Origin of the sequence: Streptomyces sp. NPDC060035, from assembly GCF_042736635.1 — a bacterium.
GTDB lineage: Bacteria > Actinomycetota > Actinomycetes > Streptomycetales > Streptomycetaceae > Streptomyces.
In genome coordinates, this window is record NZ_JBHWVO010000014.1 from 148704 (window position 1) to 164816 (window position 16113).

Consider the following 16113-nt stretch of genomic DNA (forward strand, 5'->3'; position numbering starts at 1 on the left):
CCTCACTTTCCTTCCGCGGCCGCGCCGGCCGTTGCGTCGATCGGGATGGGGAGGCTCGCGAAGCCGGGAAAGAGGACGGGGGCCCTCAGGGTGATGCTGACCTTGACCATGTCGTCCCCCGCGGTTCCGCACTCGTGGATCGTCGCGGGTCCGTCCCAGGAATCCGGGAGCCGTTCATGCACGGCGTCGGCGCACACCTCCCGCCGGTTCCAGGCGCCCGCAGCGACGGCCTTGCGTACGCCCTGGTCCGCGGCGCCGCTCGCCAGGACGAAGGTGTAGCCGACCAGGACCGCCTGCCAGAGCAGCACCAGCGTGATCAGGATGATCGGCAGCATCCCGGCGAACTCGACAATCAGCTGCCCGCGGTCGCTTCTCAGTCGTGCCCGTATACCGGCTCGTGCTCCCGTGGTCCTCATGGGTCTCAGCCCTCCCCGCTGGTCATGCCGCCTCTGCGTCGGCGGCCTCCGATCGAGCCTCTGTCGCCGCGCAGCGCGCCGCCACGCGACTCCGTTCCCGGAGAAGGCTTCACGAGTCCGAGCTCCCCCGCCAGGGCCCACAGGGCCTGTTTCACCGTGGAGCGTGGGTCCAGTTCATGCATCCGCCCCGAATCGACCGCACCCTGCAGTTCCTTGAAGTTCGCCGGGATCGCCGTACCCGCCATGCGGGTTCCGGTGATCCGCTGGATCAGGGGCGGCTGGATCTCCGTGTTGCGGTTGAAGCGGTTGACGAGTGTGACCGTTTCCTCCGCCTTGCGGATCTGGAGGCGGTCCCACATCCGTACGATGCGCTTGGCACCCCGCACCGCGACCACGTCCGGCGTCGTCACCAGCAGGGCGATGTCGGCCATCTCGATGGCGGCCGCGTTGGCACCGTTCATCTGGCTTCCGCAGTCGATGACCACGACCTCGTACCGTGAGCGCAGTGCGCTGACGATCTGGCGGGCCGAACGGTCGCTGACCTCTTCACCGCGTTCGCCCTCACCGGGCGCCAGCAGCAGGGCCAGGCCCGTCCCGTGGGAGAAGACGGCGTCGGACAGGACGCGTGGCGAAATATCGGAGATGGCCGCCAGGTCGACGATGGAGCGCCGGAACTGCACATCGAGGTACGAAGCGATGTCACCGGTCTGGAGGTCCAGATCGACCAGTGCGGCGGTGTGCCCGGAGGCCTGGGCGGCCAGGGCCAGTTGAACGGCCGCGACGGTCGCCCCCACTCCCCCCTTGGCGCCGGTGACCGTGACGACGGTGCCGCCGGGACCGGTGAACACATCGCCGCCCGCGCCGAGATGGCGCCGCACGCCCGTCGACCACAGGGCGGCGGCCTGGACGCGGTTGGCCAGTTCCTCGTAGCCCAGCGGAAGGGTGGCCAGGCCTCGCGCTCCCGCGTCCATGGCGGCGGCGAAGAGACCGGGGCTCGCATCCGCCGTGATCAGCACGACCCCGACGGCGGGGAAGCGCAGGGAGACCTCCCGGATCAGTTCCAGGGCAGGCACCGGACCGATCCGCTCATGCACCAGCACCACCTCGGGCAGCTCTTCGATCGACTCGCCGGCGAGCCGGGCGAGCATGTCGATGAGCTGCGTGGAGTCGTTGACCGGCGCCGCGGGTTCCGCGTCCGGGAGCTGGCTGAGCAGGGTGGTGACGGACCTGGCCGCGTCGGCGTCACCGACGGCCGGGAGGATCCTGGTGGTCATCCAATCCTCACTTGTCCTTGTCGAGCGTGTAGGTCCGGTCGCCCGGGCGAATGGTGCCGTCACTGCCGGGAGCGATCAGCGCGAGACGTACGTGCTGCGCGAAGGACTCCGCGTACGCAACGCGCTGGGTATCGAGGGTGTTGAGCGCGAAGGTGATCGGAACAACCTCGGAGGCCTGGTTCTTGTCATCACCGGTCGGCTCCAGGGCCGTCAGCTTGCCGACGTCCAGCACCTTGGCGTTGGAGACGATGACCTTGGACTGGGACACCTCGCCGTCGCGCTCGCCCGCGAAGGTGGCATAGATGTTCACCTTGTCGTCCGGGTGGATCTTTCCCGCGACGCCCGTGGCCGCGTCGATCATGATGGCGATCTCCTGCTCACCCGGCCTCAGCTCCGGGCTCTTCACCATCATGTCGGCCTGCATCAGGGAGCCCTTCTGCAGCTGAGTGACAGCGATCTTGCCGTTGATCTCGTCGATGTCCGTCACGGCATTGTCCGACAGCCAGCGCTTGGGCATCGAGACTTTCTCGAACTGCCCCGCGGACAGCGGGGTGTAGGGCGCCACGTCGGATTTCAGCTGGTATGCCGAGACTTCCGGTCCGACCTTCGAGTTGACGTCGCTGATCACCGAGAGCACACCGGCGAAGGCGCCGAAGGCACACAGGACCGACAGGAGCAGGAGTATCACGCCGCGGCGCTGGCGGGAGTTCATGGGCCGGACAACCTCGTTCGAATCGGATGCATGGGGCAGCGGACAGAGAGAGAGGTGCGGTGTCGCGGAGCAGTCGTGGGGTGGCTAGGAACCCGGTGGCGCGGGCGCTCCATGGTTCAGGACACCGGTGGAGGGCATTCGGTTCTCGGACGAGGCGAGCGGCGATGAACAGAACCCGCAGCGGTCCCCGATGAGCTCCATTCCGCACCAGTGGCAGCTCTCCCTCCGCACAGAGGAAACGAGTTGGTAGATCACTGAGATGTCCGGCAGATAGGAGGCGAATTCGACCAACTTCCCGGTCCCCCACCAGCGCGGGGAACCGGAAGGCAGAGCACACTCCTGAATGGCCTGCACCTTCCAGGCCGGGGCCAAAGTCTGTTGCACCCATTCGGACGTCAACTGCCCTTTGGCGAACAGCAGATGGGTGCCGAACTCCGGTCCCGCCAGAGGTTCGGCGGCCGGCCCTACCTTGATGAGCTGCGGATGAGGGCCCGCGAGTACGGCGAACTGCGACCCGGGCACCCAGGACTTCGCGTGCGTCTTGAGGCTGACCGGCACACGGTCGAGTCTGGCGACCGAGTTCAGCAGTGCCCCCGCGTGGATGTAGTGCGTCAGCAGCCGGGCGGCCGATGCGACGACTCCGGGGCTGAAGTCGCAGATGGACAACTGACGCAACTGCCGCACGAGGACGGCGACGCCCAGCGGCGGCAGATCGACCTTGAGCAGGGCGATGCGGTCGCTCTCCAGGACCGAGCGGATCGCGTGCAGCCTGCGCTCATGAGCGGGGCTGATGCCGGTCGGGTAGACCGCGACGACATAGCCGTGCTGTTCCAGGAGCAGGTGCATGTCACCGATCGCGAGCTCGAGCGCCTGGGCGTCGGGAGCCTGGATCAGGGCCGCCGTCGGAGTCTGCTGATCGGTGGGTGGTAGCACCAGGTCAGCACTGGTCACTGCTATTGCGGTCGGCACGCTCTTCCCCGTTCGGCTCCGGCCGTTGTCGTGGTGACTCCGGCCGCAATCGCTCCTGCTCCGTGCTTCTTCCTCAGCACTTTAGCCACGTCCCACCAGGCAGAGAACAGGTATCGGCGCCCAGTACGACAACGTCCGGGATACGCGTTCGCAACGCCTCCGTCCGAAATGGGGCGAAAGCAAAACTGGTTAACTTCTGTACCACTGCGGAGGGTTACCGCGGGCGCCCGGGTTCGACGGCGCGCTGAATTCATACACCCACGTCAGAAGGCCTCCCTGCCGCCCTCCGTCCCCATTCCGGATATCCGCTCCGTCACGGACCGGCAATCCCCTGACGGATCACCCGAGAGAGTGGATCACGGGCGCCGCGCAGGTCACCCGACCGTGAGCCGGCGACGCCGACGGACCGCCCGCAGGTCATCCGTGCCGCCAGAGGTCTTGACAACTTGATTGGTCTGGACCAGTTTATCGGCCAGCGGTGGCCACCTGATCCCGCCAGCACCCCCAACTCCCCCACCGGAGGCAGCAAGTGGAACGCTCCGCAGGCAGCAGACACAGAAGAGGCCGTACCCGGGCCCTCCTCGGCGGGGCCGTAGCCGCCGTAGCGGCCGGCGCCCTCACCGTCACCGGGCTCGTCAGCAGCGCCGAGGCGGCCGACGTCAACGTCGCCAAGAACGCCGGATTCGAGTCCGGACTCTCCAACTGGACCTGTTCCGGCGGGAGCGGCAGCGCCGTCTCCTCGCCCGTCCACGGCGGTACGTCCGCACTCAAGGGCACCCCGGCCGGCCAGGACAACGCCAAGTGCACGCAGACCGTGGCCGTGAAGCCCGACTCCACGTACTCGCTGAGCTCCTGGGTTCAGGGCGGGTACGCCTACCTCGGCGTGAGCGGCACCGGGACGACGGACGTCTCCACCTGGTCGCCCGGGTCCAGTGCCTGGACCCAGCTCAGGACCAGCTTCAAGACCGGCGCCTCCACCACATCGGTGACCCTCTACACCCACGGCTGGTACGGCCAGGCGGCCTACTTCGCGGACGACGTCGAGGTGACCGGTCCCGACGGCGGCGGCGGTACGGACCCCGGACCGGCGATCCCCGGCACCCCCGCCGGTCTGACCGTCGGTGCCACGACGTCCTCCTCCGTGGCCCTGTCCTGGAACGCGGTCTCCGGCGCCACCGGCTACACCGTCTACCAGGGCGGCACGAGGGCGACCACCTCCACCGGCACCTCGGCGACGGTGACCGGGCTGGCCGCCGACACGGCGTACCAGTTCTCCGTGAGCGCCACCAACGCCGCCGGTGAGTCGGTCAAGTCCACCACGGTCAGCGGCCGTACGGCCAAGGCCGACGTTCCCGGCCCCGGCCCCGGGACCTCCGTGCCCAAGCACGCGGTGACCGGCTACTGGCAGAACTTCAACAACGGCGCAACCGTCCAGAAGCTCAGCGACGTGCCCACGAACTACGACATCATCGCCGTCTCCTTCGCGGACGCCACGGCCACGCCCGGTGCCGTCACCTTCAACCTGGACTCGGCGGGCCTCAACGGCTACACCGTCGCCCAGTTCAAGGCCGACATCAAGGCCAAGCAGGCCGCGGGGAAGAACGTCATCATCTCCATCGGCGGTGAGAAGGGGACCGTCGCGGTCAACAGCGACTCCTCCGCCACCGCGTTCGCCGACTCGGTGTACGCACTCATCCAGGAGTACGGCTTCAACGGGGTCGACATCGACCTCGAGAACGGCCTCAACGCCACCTACATGACGAAGGCGCTGCGTTCCCTGTCGTCGAAGGTGGGCTCCGGTCTCGTCATCACGATGGCACCGCAGACCATCGACATGCAGTCGACGTCCGGTGAGTACTTCAAGACGGCGCTCAGCGTCAAGGACATCCTGACCGTCGTCAACATGCAGTACTACAACAGCGGTTCGATGCTGGGCTGCGACGGCAAGGTCTACTCGCAGGGCTCGGTGGACTTCCTCACCGCGCTCGCCTGCATCCAGCTGGAGGGCGGCCTCGCCCCGTCCCAGGTCGGCCTCGGTGTCCCGGCCTCCACCCGCGGTGCGGGCAGCGGCTACGTCGCCCCGTCCATCGTGAACGCGGCCCTGGACTGCCTCGCCAAGGGAACGAGCTGTGGTTCGTTCAAGCCGTCCAGGACCTACCCGGAGCTGCGCGGTGCGATGACCTGGTCCACGAACTGGGACGCCACGGCGGGCAACGCCTGGTCGAACGCGGTCGGCCCGCACGTCCACGGCCTGCCGTAACGGGTACCCGGCCCGACAACCCCGACAGCGCCGCCGCTCCCCCGTCGGCGCTGTCGGTGTTGTACGGGCACACGGGTCACCAGGGCAGGTCGCGCACCTGCTGGACGCACAGCACGATGAACAGCAGACCTGCCGCGGCCAGCATCCCGTTGCTGAGCCAGCCGTTGCGCCACTCCCTGGGTGTACGGGAGGAGTTGAGCAGCATCAGCAGGGTCAGGGCCAGGAACGGCATGAAGAAGGCGCCGAGCACTCCGTACCCGATGACCAGGCCGAACGGCTCGTCCAGCCAGAGCAGGGTCATCGGCGGGAAGGTCAGCCAGAGCAGGTACACGCGGAAGGGCACGGACCGCTCCTGGCGTCCGATCGTCTCGCTGCCCGCCTTCGCGGTGTCCCCGCTGCGGCGGGCGGCCCGCATCCGCTCCACGAAGTCGGCGAACATCAGGCTCACGCCGTGCCAGACACCGATGAGCGACGAGAACGAGGTCGCGAAGAAGCCGACGAGGAACAGCTTCGCGGTGGCCGGACCGAAGCGGTCCTCAAGGATCTGGCCCAGGTCGATCAGCCCCCGGTCGCCCTTCGTCAGGGCGATCTGCGAGGAGTGCAGCAGTTCGGCGCCGACGATGAGCATGGCGACGACGAAGACGCCTGTGGTGATGTAGGCGGCCCGGTTGTCGAGCCGCATCACCTTCATCCAGGAGGAGTTGCTCCAGCCCTTGGCATTCACCCAGTACCCGTACGCCGCCATGGTGATGGTGCCGCCGACCCCGCCGATCAGTCCGAGCGTATAGATCAGCGAGCCGTCCGGGAGCACGGGCAGGAGTCCCGCGAAGGAGGCGCCCACGTCCGGCACCACCCGGATCGCGACGTAGACCACGACGACGAACATCACGCCGATCAGGACCGTCATGACCTTCTCGAAGACGGCGTACTGGTTGAACCAGACGAAGACCAGGCCGATCAGCCCGGTGATGATCGCCCAGGTCTTCAGCCCCGGCCCGTCGGGGAACAGCGCCACGATGGGAAGGGCGCTGGAGGACATGGCCGTCGCGCCGTACACGAAGCCCCAGATGACGACGTAGACCGCGAAGTAGCCCGTGGTCCATCCGCCGATGCTGCGCCAGCCGTCGAAGAGGGTGCGGCCCGTCGCGAGATGCCACCGGCCCACCGCCTCGGCCAGGGAGATCTTGACGAGGCAGCCGATCACGGCCGCCCACATGAGGGTGTAGCCGAACTTGCTCCCCGCGATGAGCGTGGCGACCAGGTCCCCGGCGCCGACGCCGGTCGCCGCGACGACGATTCCGGGCCCGATGTACTTCCAACTCGACTTACGGGGACCGGCGTCGAGCTCCCCGGTGCCCGGTCCAGGTCCTGCCCCTTGCTTCGAATCCGTCCCTGGTCCCGATCCTGACTCTGTGGTTCCGCTTGTCTCCATGTCGATCAACGAAGCGCAAAGACACCCGTCGCACAAGGGGGCGCGTCGCACCCGTTCCGCCGGCCCGGACGATTCCGGACGGTCCGGGACAGGGGCGGTACCTGGCCCTGCGCGACTCAGGGTGGGACGATGGTCACGCTCGGTGGTGCGACAGGGGGAGCGGGGGAGCGGCATGGCTGGGGCACAGGTGGACCCGCTGGGCAGCGGAGACCCGACGGCGCTCGGCGCGTACCGGGTGCTGGGGCGGCTGGCCTCCGGGGGCATGGGGCGGATCTATCTCGCACGGAGCGCCGACGGACAGCTGGTCGCCGTCAAGACGCTCCTGGCCGAGGGCGTCGTGAGCGATGTCGACCGGCGGCGGTTCGCCCGCGAGGTCGCGCTCGCGCAGCGGATCGACAGCACGTTCACCGCGCGGGTAAGGGAAGCGGACCCGCAGGCGGACCGGCCGTGGATGGCCATCGACTACATAGCCGCCCCGCCGCTGTCCGAACTGGTGCGCACCTCCGGGGTGTTACCCGCGTCGGCCGTACAGTGGCTGGCGGCGGGCACCGCCGAGGCGCTGGTCACGCTGCACCGTGAGGGCATCGTCCACCGGGATGTGAAGCCGCAGAACATCCTGCTGCCGATGGCCGGTCCCCGGGTGATCGACTTCGGTATATCGCACGCGAACGACATCACCCGCACGAGTCTCACCCTGGGCACGATCGCCTTCACCTCGCCCGAGCAGGCGCGCGGCGAGCCCTCGACAGCGGCTTCGGATGTGTACTCGCTCGGGGCGACCCTGTTCCACCTGGCGACCGGCAGGCCGCCGTACCGTGCCGGCAGTGACACCCTCGCGCTGCTGGCCCGGGTCCAGCGGAGCGAGCTGGATCTGGACGGCCTGCCCAAGGAACTGGCGCCGTTGATCCGTCCGTGCCTCGCGGCCGATCCGGCGCGGCGGCCCCTGCCGGCCGAGATGCTCGCCCGGTTCCGCGCATCGCTCGCCGGGCTGCCGGTCTCGCAGGGCGGGCGCCGCTGGCTGCCGCAGCGCTGGACGGCTCTGATCACCGCGTACGAGCAGCAGGGGCGGGAGATGGCGGGCGGCAGCGGCGGGCTGGGGGCGGCTCCCGAGGCTGTGACGGTCGACCAGCGCACCGGGGTGGTCCCGCCGCCGGGCCCGACACGTGTGTTCGCCGAGGAGCGGCAGCGGCGGGAGCGGGAACGGCTCGCACGGGACCTGCGTGAGCGCGAACGGGCCGCACGCGAGCACGAGCAGGCGGAGCGGGAGCGCGCCGAGAAGCGGGCCGCACGGGAACGGGCCGCACGGGCGGAGCGGCAGCGCGCCCGGTCGCACACCCCGCCGGTCGCACCGCGGCCGGCACCTGCACCGGCCCCGGCACCCGCCCCCGCCCCCGCGAAGAAGCAGGAGTCGTGGGGCGGCTCCTGGCTGTTCTTCCCGGTGGCCGCCCTCCTGCTCTTCCTCTGGTGGCAGCACGCCATGGCCGACTCCGGCAGCGCCTCCGCCGGTTCGAGCGCGTCCGCCGGCAGCAGCAGCACGTACGGCACCACACCGCCGGCCACCCGGGCAGCCCCGGACCCCGTGACCGTGGCCTTCCGCTCCGTCGGCGTGAACGCCTGCCTCGACGTGTACGACGACGGGTACGGGAAGTGGAGTGCCCGGGTCCCGGTCACCGTCGACTGCGGATCGGCGCGCGCCTACGTACGCGTCACCAGGACCGCCCGCTCGTCCGCGACGTGCCCCGACGACAACGGGACCGGCAGATGGGCCCACTACGGCGGGGACGGCGCGTACACCACGCTCTGTCTGAGCAGGCGGTTCGCCACCGGGCAGTGCTTCACCGCCGACCTCGGCGGCGGGAAGGCACTGGCGAACCTGATGGTGGTGTGGAGCTGCGGTTCCGACAAGGTCCCGCGGGGTGACACCCACGTCATGCAGATCACCGGCTACTACCGCATGCCCGCCGACAGGTCACAGATCAACTGCCCCGACCCCGGCACCCGTTCCTGGACCTGGGAGGTGGACGGTGACAACGTCATCTGCGCCCGCATCGTCTGACGCCCCCGTGCCACGGCTAATGGATCACGAGGCTCAGTGCCGCGGCGACCACGAAGCCCGCGACCGACAGGACCGTCTCCAGGACCGTCCATGACTTCAGGGTGTCGCGTTCCGAGATGCCGAAGTACTTCGAGACCATCCAGAAGCCGCCGTCGTTGACGTGCGAGGCGAAGATGGAGCCGGCGGAGATGGCCATGATGATCAGGGCGAGATGTGCCTGCGACATGTCCTGGCCCTCGACCAGCGGGACGACGATGCCCGCCGTGGTGACGATCGCGACCGTGGCCGAGCCCTGTGCGACCCGCAGCACCACGGAGACCAGCCAGGCGAGCAGGATGACCGGCAGGCCGACGTCGTTGAAGGTGTCGGCGAGTGCGTCCGCGATGCCGCTGCCCTTGAGCACGGCGCCGAAGATCCCGCCCGCGCCGACGACCAGCAGGATGTTGCCGACCGGCTTGAGTGAGGACGTGGAGACCGATTCGAGGGACTTGCGGGACCAGCCGCGGCGGATGCCCAGCAGGTAGTACGCGAGGAACAGCGCGATGGTCAGCGCGACGAACGGGCTGCCGAAGAACTCGATGACGGCACGCGGGGTGGAGGGGTCCAGCGCGATGGAGGAGAACGTCGCGGCGAGGATCAGCGCCAGCGGGGTACCGATGATCGCGAGTACGGTGCCGAGCGCCACGGGCTTCTCGCGCGGGGTGACCCCGCTCGCGCGCTGTTCGGCGGCGACGGAGGCCTTGGCCTCCTCGGCTGCCTCGACCATGTCCTGCGGGACTTCGACGAAGATGCGCTTGCCGATCCAGGCGGCGTAGACCCAGGCGGCGAGGACGGACGGGATGCCGACGACGGCGCCCATCAGGATGACCCAGCCGAGGGAGACGTTGAAGAGTCCGGCTGCGGCGACCGGGCCGGGGTGCGGCGGCAGGAACGCGTGGGTCATCGAGAGGCCGGCCAGCAGCGGCATCGCGTAGAGCAGGATCGATTTCCCCGAGCGTTTCGCGGCGGCGTACACGATCGGGGCGAGGACGAAGATGCCGACGTCGAAGAAGACCGGAATACCGAAGATCAGTCCGGTGAGACCCATGGCGAGCGGGGCGCGCTTCTCGCCGAAGAGGTTGAGCAGGCGGGTGCTCAGCACCTCGGCGCCGCCGGAGACCTCGAGGATCGCGCCGAGCATCGTGCCGAGGCCGATGATGATCGCGACATGGCCGAGGATGCCGCCCATACCGGCTTCGATGACGGAGACGGCTGCGGACTTCTGGACCGTACCGAAGAGTTCGGTGACGGAGAGACCGGCACTCAGGCCGACGGCTATGGAAACGGCGAGCAGCGCGACGAACGGCTGCAGCCTGACCTTGATGATCAGGAAGAGGAGGAGCGCGATTCCTAGGGCGGCGACGGTCAGGAGACCGCCGGTGCCGTCGATCAGGAGGAGCAGTCCACCGGTGTGCGGTGGTGCCTCGGCCGGCGCCGGTGGGGCAGCGAGCAGCATGTTCGGTCAACTCCGGAGTGTGGCGGGGTCCTTCGGGGCAGGGGGGAGCGCGGCACGGCGCTCCCGTGTGACAGGGACGGGGCGCCGGGCCGTGATGCGGGGCGGTGCGGTGCGGTGCGGTGGGGGAAGTGGGTCAGCCGAGGACCGCGAGGGCGTCGATCTCGATGAGCAGTCCGGCGGGGAGGCCGACGTAGACCGTCGTACGGGCGGAGGCGGGGGCCTTGAGTCCCTGCTCCTCGAAGTACGCGTTGTAGATCGCGTTCATCTCGGCGAAGTGGTCGACGTCCGTGAGGTAGACGCGCATCATCATCACGTCGTCCCAGCTCGCGCCGCCCTCCTCAAGGATCGCCTTCACGTTGGCGAAGGTCTGCAGGGTCTGCTCGCGCAGCGTGGGGCCGGCCGGGGTGGGCGCCTGGCCCTCGACGGCGGGCAGGAAGCCGACCTGCCCGGCGACCTGGAGGATGTTCCCCTTCTTCACGCCGTGCGAGAACTTCGCGGGCGGGGTGGTGTGGGTGCTGGGGGTGAGGGCGGTCTTCTCGGTCATGACGGTTCAGGCTTTCTTCGTGGGGGTGGCGCCGGAGTACTCCCGGCTGATGGTGTCGGCGGTGCGGCGCACCAGGGGGAGAAGGGTGAGGAGTTCCTCGGCCGTGACGACCACGTTCGGTGCGGACACCGACATGGCGGCGACGACCCGCCCGTCCGCGCCCCGGATGGGGGCACCGATGCAGTTGATGGACTCCTCGTGGCCGCCGAGATCGGTGGCCCAGCCCTGTTCGCGTACGCCGGCGAGTTCCTTCAGGAACGCACCGGCGTTCGGGATCGAACGGGACGTGTACATGGGGTAGTCGAGCCGTTCGGCGATCGCCCGCCGCTCCGGCTCCGTCAGGTCGGCCAGGAGCAGCTTGGCGACGGCGGCGACGGTGATCGCGACGGGCTTGCCGATCCGCGAGTACATCCGCACCGGGTAGCGGCTCTCGACCTTGTCGATGTAGAGGACCTCGTTCTCCTCGTACACCGCGAGGTGGACGGTGTGCCCGCACTGTTCGTTGAGCTCGACGAGGTGGGTGTGGGCGATCTCGCGTACGTCGAGGTTCTCGACGGCTTCCTGCGCGAGGGCGAAGAGCCGGGCTCCGAGGCGGTAGCGCTGGTCCTGCTGGCGGTAGACGAGTCCGTGCTCGTGGAGCGTACGCAGCAGGCGCAGCGCCGTGGACTTGTGGACGCCGAGCCGCTCGGCGACCTGGCCGAGGTCGGCGGGTCCCTGGGCGAGCAGCGGCAGGATGCTCAGCGCGCGGTCGACGGTCTGACTCATGGCGTACGTACCTCCGGATCGTCCCCCGTCCACCCGGGGCCGAGACGAAGTCTCCCCCAGGCGTCGTCGTCGAGGCCCGCAAGGTGGTCCGCGTACGCGCGGGCCGGGGGGTCGGTGAGGTCGCCGGGGACGGTGAGGACGGCGGCGGCCATGAGGTGGCCGTGCCTGATCCGGTCGCGTACGGGCAGCTCGCGCAGGGTGGCGGAGAGGAATCCGGCAGCGAAGGCGTCACCGGCGCCGACAGGGGCGACGACGTCGACGTGGAGGGCGGGGACGGTGGTGACGGTGTCGGCGCCGAAGGCGCCTTCGCCGCTTGCGGCACCGCGCGAGAACACCGTCGCGCCCTCGCTCCCCCGCTTGACGACCAGCACCGCCGGCTCCGGCAGCGCCGTGCGGACCTCGGCTGTTCCGCGCACTCCCCACGCCTCCTCGGCCTCGTCCTCGCCGACGAAGACGAGGTCGCAGCGGCGGGCGAGGTCGAGCAGCACATCCGGACCCGCGTCGCCGCCCCGCCACAGGCCGGGGCGGTGGTTGACGTCGAAGGAGACCAGCGGGCGGCCGTCCCGTGGGGCGGTCAGGTCGTGGAGCAGCGCCAGGCAGTCCGCGGAGAGTGCGGCGGTGATGCCGGACAGATGCAGGATGCGGCCGGCCAGGAGGTCCTGGTGGGGCACGTTGTGCGGGGACATGGCGGAGGCCGCCGATCCCGCCCGGTAGTACGCCACCTCGTGGGTGTCGGTGGCCCGGTCCGTCGCCGTGCGGAAGTAGATGCCGGTGGGGCGGTCCGGGTCGCGTCGTACGGCGGAGGTGTCGACCCCGTATCCGGCGACGGCGGCGACGAGGTGGTCGCCGAAGCCGTCGGCACCGACCCGGCTGACCCACTTCACCCGGTGGCCGGCCGCGGCGAGCGCGCAGGCGACGTTGGACTCGGCGCCACCGATGCCGCGGCCGAAGGTGGGTACGTCGGCGAGGCGGCCGGGCTGCGAGGGCAGGAACGTCACCATGGACTCACCGAGACAGACGACGTCCGCGTCTGGGGTGGTTGTCCCGGCTGCGGATCCGGACACTCTGGGCTCCTCGTGGTCGGCTGTCGGCGCCGGTGCTCATCATTGACCCGGCATCGGCTCGGATGTTAGACAGCGTTAAGCGATATGCGCAATGGGTGTTGCATATGATGCAACGATCAATTTCGAGGAGGCTCCCTTGGCCGCCGAGCAGTCCGTCAGAGCTCTCATCGACGAACGGGTCGACCACCGCTTCAAGGCGCTGCCGCCCGACGCGGAGGGACTGACCGTCGGCGCCCTGGCCGCCGAACGCCGCAATCTCTTCACCGGCGGGTTCACCACCCCGGTGCTGGCACTGTCCGCGGAATCCGTCGAGGCCAATCTCACCCTCCTGCAGACCTATGCGCAGCGGCACGGTCTGGCCTTCGCCCCGCACGGCAAGACCTCGATGTCCCCGCAGCTCTTCGCCCGCCAGCTGGAGCACGGCGCCTGGGGCATCTCGGCCGCCGTCCCCCACCAGGCGCGGGTCTACCGTGCGCACGGCATCCAGCGGATCTTCCTGGCCAACGAGGTCGTCGACGCGGTCGCGCTGCGCTGGCTGGCCGGTGAGCTGGACGCCGACCCGGACTTCACGTTCGCCTGTTACGTCGACTCCGTGCGCGGCGTCGAGCTGATGGACGAGGCCCTGCGCGCCGCGGGCGCCTCCCGCCCCGTCGACGTCGTCGTGGAACTGGGCGCGGGCCGCAACGCCCGCACCGGCGCGCGCACGGAGGCCGACTGCGCGGCCGTCGCCGACGCGGTGGCCGCCGCGCCCACGCTGCGCCTGGTGGGCGTCGCCGGGTACGAGGGCGAGGTGCCGGACGCCTCCCCCGAGCGGGTACGGGAGTGGCTGCGCCGTCTCGTCGCCCTGGCCGCGGACTTCGACGCGGCCGGCCGCTTCGCCGAACTGCCGGCGTCCGACGAGATCCTGATCAGTGCGGGCGGCAGCGCATGGTTCGACGCGGTCGCCGCCGTCTTCGCGGAGATCCCGGCGCTGAGCCGCCCCGTCTGCAAGCTGCTGCGCTCGGGCGCGTACGTCAGTCACGACGACGGCCACTACCGCCACCTCACCCCCTTCAACCGGGTCCCCGAGGAGGGAGCCCTGCAGCCCGCCTTCCGACTCTGGGCCCAGGTCGTCTCGCGCCCCACTCCCGAGCAGGCCTTCGTCAACGCGGGCAAGCGCGACGCCGCGTACGACCTGGACCTCCCCGAGGCGCAGGTCGTCCGCTCCGCACGCGACGGCTCGGTGCGGCCGGCCACCGGCATCACCGTCAGCGGGCTGTCCGACCAGCACGGCTGGGTGCGTACGGAAGCGGGCGCCGAGCTGGAGGTGGGCGACTGGATCGGGATGGGCCTGTCGCATCCCTGCACGTCGTTCGACAAGTGGCAGCTGATCCCGCTGGCCGAGGCGGACGGCACGGTCACCGACTACATCCGCACCTTCTTCTGATCCCGGCGCAGCCCCCCACCCCGAAAGGCGACATCTCATGGACCTGGTCATCCGCGACGCCCGCGTCGTCGACGGCACCGGAGCCCCCTCCTACCGCGCCGACGTGGGCATCACGGACGGACGGATGGCCGAGATCCGCAGGGAGGGCGACGGCCCGCGCCCCACCGCCGCCCGCACCCTGGACGCCGACGGCCTCGCGCTCTCCCCCGGCTTCGTCGACATGCACGCCCACAGCGACCTGGCCCTGCTGCGCGACCCCGACCACAGTGCGAAGGCCGCGCAGGGCGTGACGCTCGAAGTCCTCGGCCAGGACGGTCTGTCCTACGCCCCCGCCGACGACCGCACGCTCGCCGAGGTGCGCCGCTCCATCGCCGGCTGGAACGGCGACGGCTCGGACATCGACTTCGACTGGCGCACCGTCGGCGAGTACCTGGACCGCCTCGACCGCAATTTCGGCGGCCGGGGCATCGCGGTCAACGCCGCCTACCTGATCCCGCAGGGCACGGTCCGGATGCTCGCGGTCGGCTGGGAGGACCGGCCGGCCACCGACGCCGAGCTGACCCGGATGAGGGAACTCGTCGCGCAGGGCATGACCGAGGGCGCGGTCGGCATGTCCTCCGGCCTGACGTACACCCCGGGGATGTACGCGAACGACGCCGAACTCACCGAGCTGTGCCGGGTGGTGGCCGAACACGGCGGCTACTACTGCCCGCACCACCGCTCGTACGGCGCAGGGGCGCTTGCCGCGTACGAGGAAATGGTGCAGCTCACCCGCAACGCCGGCTGCGCCCTCCATCTCGCCCACGCCACCATGAACTTCGGCGTGAACAAGGGCAAGGCCCCCGGCCTCCTCTCACTCCTGGACGACGCCCTCGCGGCGGGCGCGGACATCTCCCTCGACACCTACCCGTACACTCCGGGCTGCACGACGCTCGTCGCGATGCTGCCGAGCTGGGCGGGCGAGGGCGGCCCGGAGTCGGTCCTGACCCGGCTCGCGGACGATGCGACGGCGGAACGGATCCGCCATCATCTGGAGGTCGTGGGCTCGGACGGCTGCCACGGGGTCCCGATCGAGTGGGACACGATCGAGATCTCGGGCGTCGGCACACCGGACCTGGCCGGATACGTCGGCCGTACGGTGGCCGAGTCCGCCCGGCTGCACGGCGAGGCCCCCTGGGTGACCGCCCGCCGGCTGCTCGTGGAGGACCGGCTCGGTACGACGATCCTCCAGCATGTGGGCCACGAGGAGAACGTCCAGCAGATCATGCGCCACCGGGTGCACACCGGAGGCAGCGACGGCATCCTGCAGGGCGACAAGCCCCACCCGCGCGCCTACGGCACCTTCCCCCAGTACCTCGGCCGGTACGTAAGGGAGTTGGGCATCCTGACACTGGAGGAGTGCGTCGCCCACCTCACCTCCCGCCCGGCCGCCCGGCTGCGGCTGCCGGACCGCGGCCTGGTCCGTGAGGGCTACCGCGCCGACCTGGTCCTCTTCGACCCGGCCACGGTGGCGGCGGGCTCGACCTTCGAGGAGCCACGCACGCTGCCGGTGGGCATCCCGCACGTCCTGATCGACGGCCGCTTCGTCATCGAGGACGGCAGGCGGACCGCCACCCTGGCCGGCCGCGCGGTACGGGGCGCGGGGCGTGCGCGGCCCTGAGGGCTGTCCCGTACTCCTGGGCGGAACAGCCCACAGTGCC

General features: G+C 70.0%; 13 protein-coding genes. 4 read left to right on the forward strand and 9 right to left on the reverse strand.

Translation table 11 applies throughout. The features are described from left to right. Positions 1-2: 2 nt before the first annotated feature. The 4 genes from ACFWBQ_RS22745 to ACFWBQ_RS22760 form a co-directional block, all read right to left on the reverse strand. The gene (locus tag ACFWBQ_RS22745; RefSeq protein WP_385491931.1) at positions 3-416 is read right to left on the reverse strand and encodes a TadE/TadG family type IV pilus assembly protein; all 414 of its coding nucleotides are present in this window, start codon (positions 414-416) and stop codon (positions 3-5) included. 5 nt (positions 417-421) lie between these two features. After that, complete coding sequence (locus ACFWBQ_RS22750; protein ID WP_385491934.1) at positions 422-1690, reverse strand: CpaE family protein; 1269 nt, start codon at positions 1688-1690, stop codon at positions 422-424. Between the two features lie 7 nt (positions 1691-1697). Beyond that, the gene (gene cpaB / locus ACFWBQ_RS22755; protein ID WP_385491937.1) at positions 1698-2402 is read right to left on the reverse strand and encodes a Flp pilus assembly protein CpaB; all 705 of its coding nucleotides are present in this window, start codon (positions 2400-2402) and stop codon (positions 1698-1700) included. A gap of 84 nt (positions 2403-2486) precedes the next feature. Further along, positions 2487-3353 carry a hypothetical protein gene (locus ACFWBQ_RS22760; RefSeq protein ID WP_385491940.1) on the reverse strand — a complete coding sequence of 289 codons (867 nt, stop codon included), beginning with the start codon at positions 3351-3353 and terminating at the stop codon, positions 2487-2489. 547 nt (positions 3354-3900) lie between these two features. Between ACFWBQ_RS22760 and ACFWBQ_RS22765 the strand changes: the two genes are divergently transcribed. Then, a complete protein-coding gene (locus ACFWBQ_RS22765) occupies positions 3901-5631 on the forward strand; it encodes a chitinase (RefSeq protein ID WP_385491943.1) in 1731 nt (576 codons plus the stop codon). Between the two features lie 76 nt (positions 5632-5707). Here ACFWBQ_RS22765 and ACFWBQ_RS22770 read toward each other — a convergent pair whose 3' ends face one another. After that, positions 5708-7063, reverse strand: coding sequence for an Nramp family divalent metal transporter (locus ACFWBQ_RS22770; protein ID WP_385491946.1), 1356 nt, complete (start codon positions 7061-7063; stop codon positions 5708-5710). Positions 7064-7235: 172 nt separating this feature from the next. Here ACFWBQ_RS22770 and ACFWBQ_RS22775 point away from each other — a divergent pair, with 172 nt between their 5' ends. Further along, positions 7236-9119 carry a serine/threonine-protein kinase gene (locus ACFWBQ_RS22775; protein WP_385491950.1) on the forward strand — a complete coding sequence of 628 codons (1884 nt, stop codon included), beginning with the start codon at positions 7236-7238 and terminating at the stop codon, positions 9117-9119. Positions 9120-9135: 16 nt separating this feature from the next. On the opposite strand, the gene ACFWBQ_RS22780 is transcribed toward ACFWBQ_RS22775, so the two are convergent. From ACFWBQ_RS22780 to ACFWBQ_RS22795, 4 genes are all read right to left on the reverse strand, one after another. After that, the gene (locus ACFWBQ_RS22780; protein ID WP_385491954.1) at positions 9136-10614 is read right to left on the reverse strand and encodes a GntP family permease; all 1479 of its coding nucleotides are present in this window, start codon (positions 10612-10614) and stop codon (positions 9136-9138) included. A 133-nt stretch (positions 10615-10747) separates the two neighbouring features. Continuing rightward, positions 10748-11158, reverse strand: coding sequence for a RidA family protein (locus ACFWBQ_RS22785; RefSeq protein WP_384604106.1), 411 nt, complete (start codon positions 11156-11158; stop codon positions 10748-10750). A 6-nt stretch (positions 11159-11164) separates the two neighbouring features. Further along, positions 11165-11923, reverse strand: a complete 759-nt coding sequence (locus tag ACFWBQ_RS22790) for an IclR family transcriptional regulator (protein ID WP_383180002.1) — start codon at positions 11921-11923, stop codon at positions 11165-11167. Further along, the gene (locus ACFWBQ_RS22795) at positions 11920-12987 is read right to left on the reverse strand and encodes a sugar kinase (RefSeq protein WP_385491959.1); all 1068 of its coding nucleotides are present in this window, start codon (positions 12985-12987) and stop codon (positions 11920-11922) included. The genes ACFWBQ_RS22790 and ACFWBQ_RS22795 overlap by 4 nt, the downstream gene beginning before the upstream one ends. Before the next feature lie 136 nt (positions 12988-13123). On the opposite strand from ACFWBQ_RS22795, the gene ACFWBQ_RS22800 reads away from it, so the two are divergent. Together ACFWBQ_RS22800 and ACFWBQ_RS22805 are read left to right on the forward strand one after the other, a co-directional pair. After that, positions 13124-14413: an alanine racemase gene (locus tag ACFWBQ_RS22800; protein WP_385491962.1), complete on the forward strand. Its 1290-nt coding sequence runs from the start codon at positions 13124-13126 to the stop codon at positions 14411-14413. A gap of 37 nt (positions 14414-14450) precedes the next feature. Further along, complete coding sequence (locus tag ACFWBQ_RS22805) at positions 14451-16073, forward strand: amidohydrolase family protein (protein ID WP_385491965.1); 1623 nt, start codon at positions 14451-14453, stop codon at positions 16071-16073. The last annotated feature ends 40 nt before the right edge of the window (positions 16074-16113 follow it).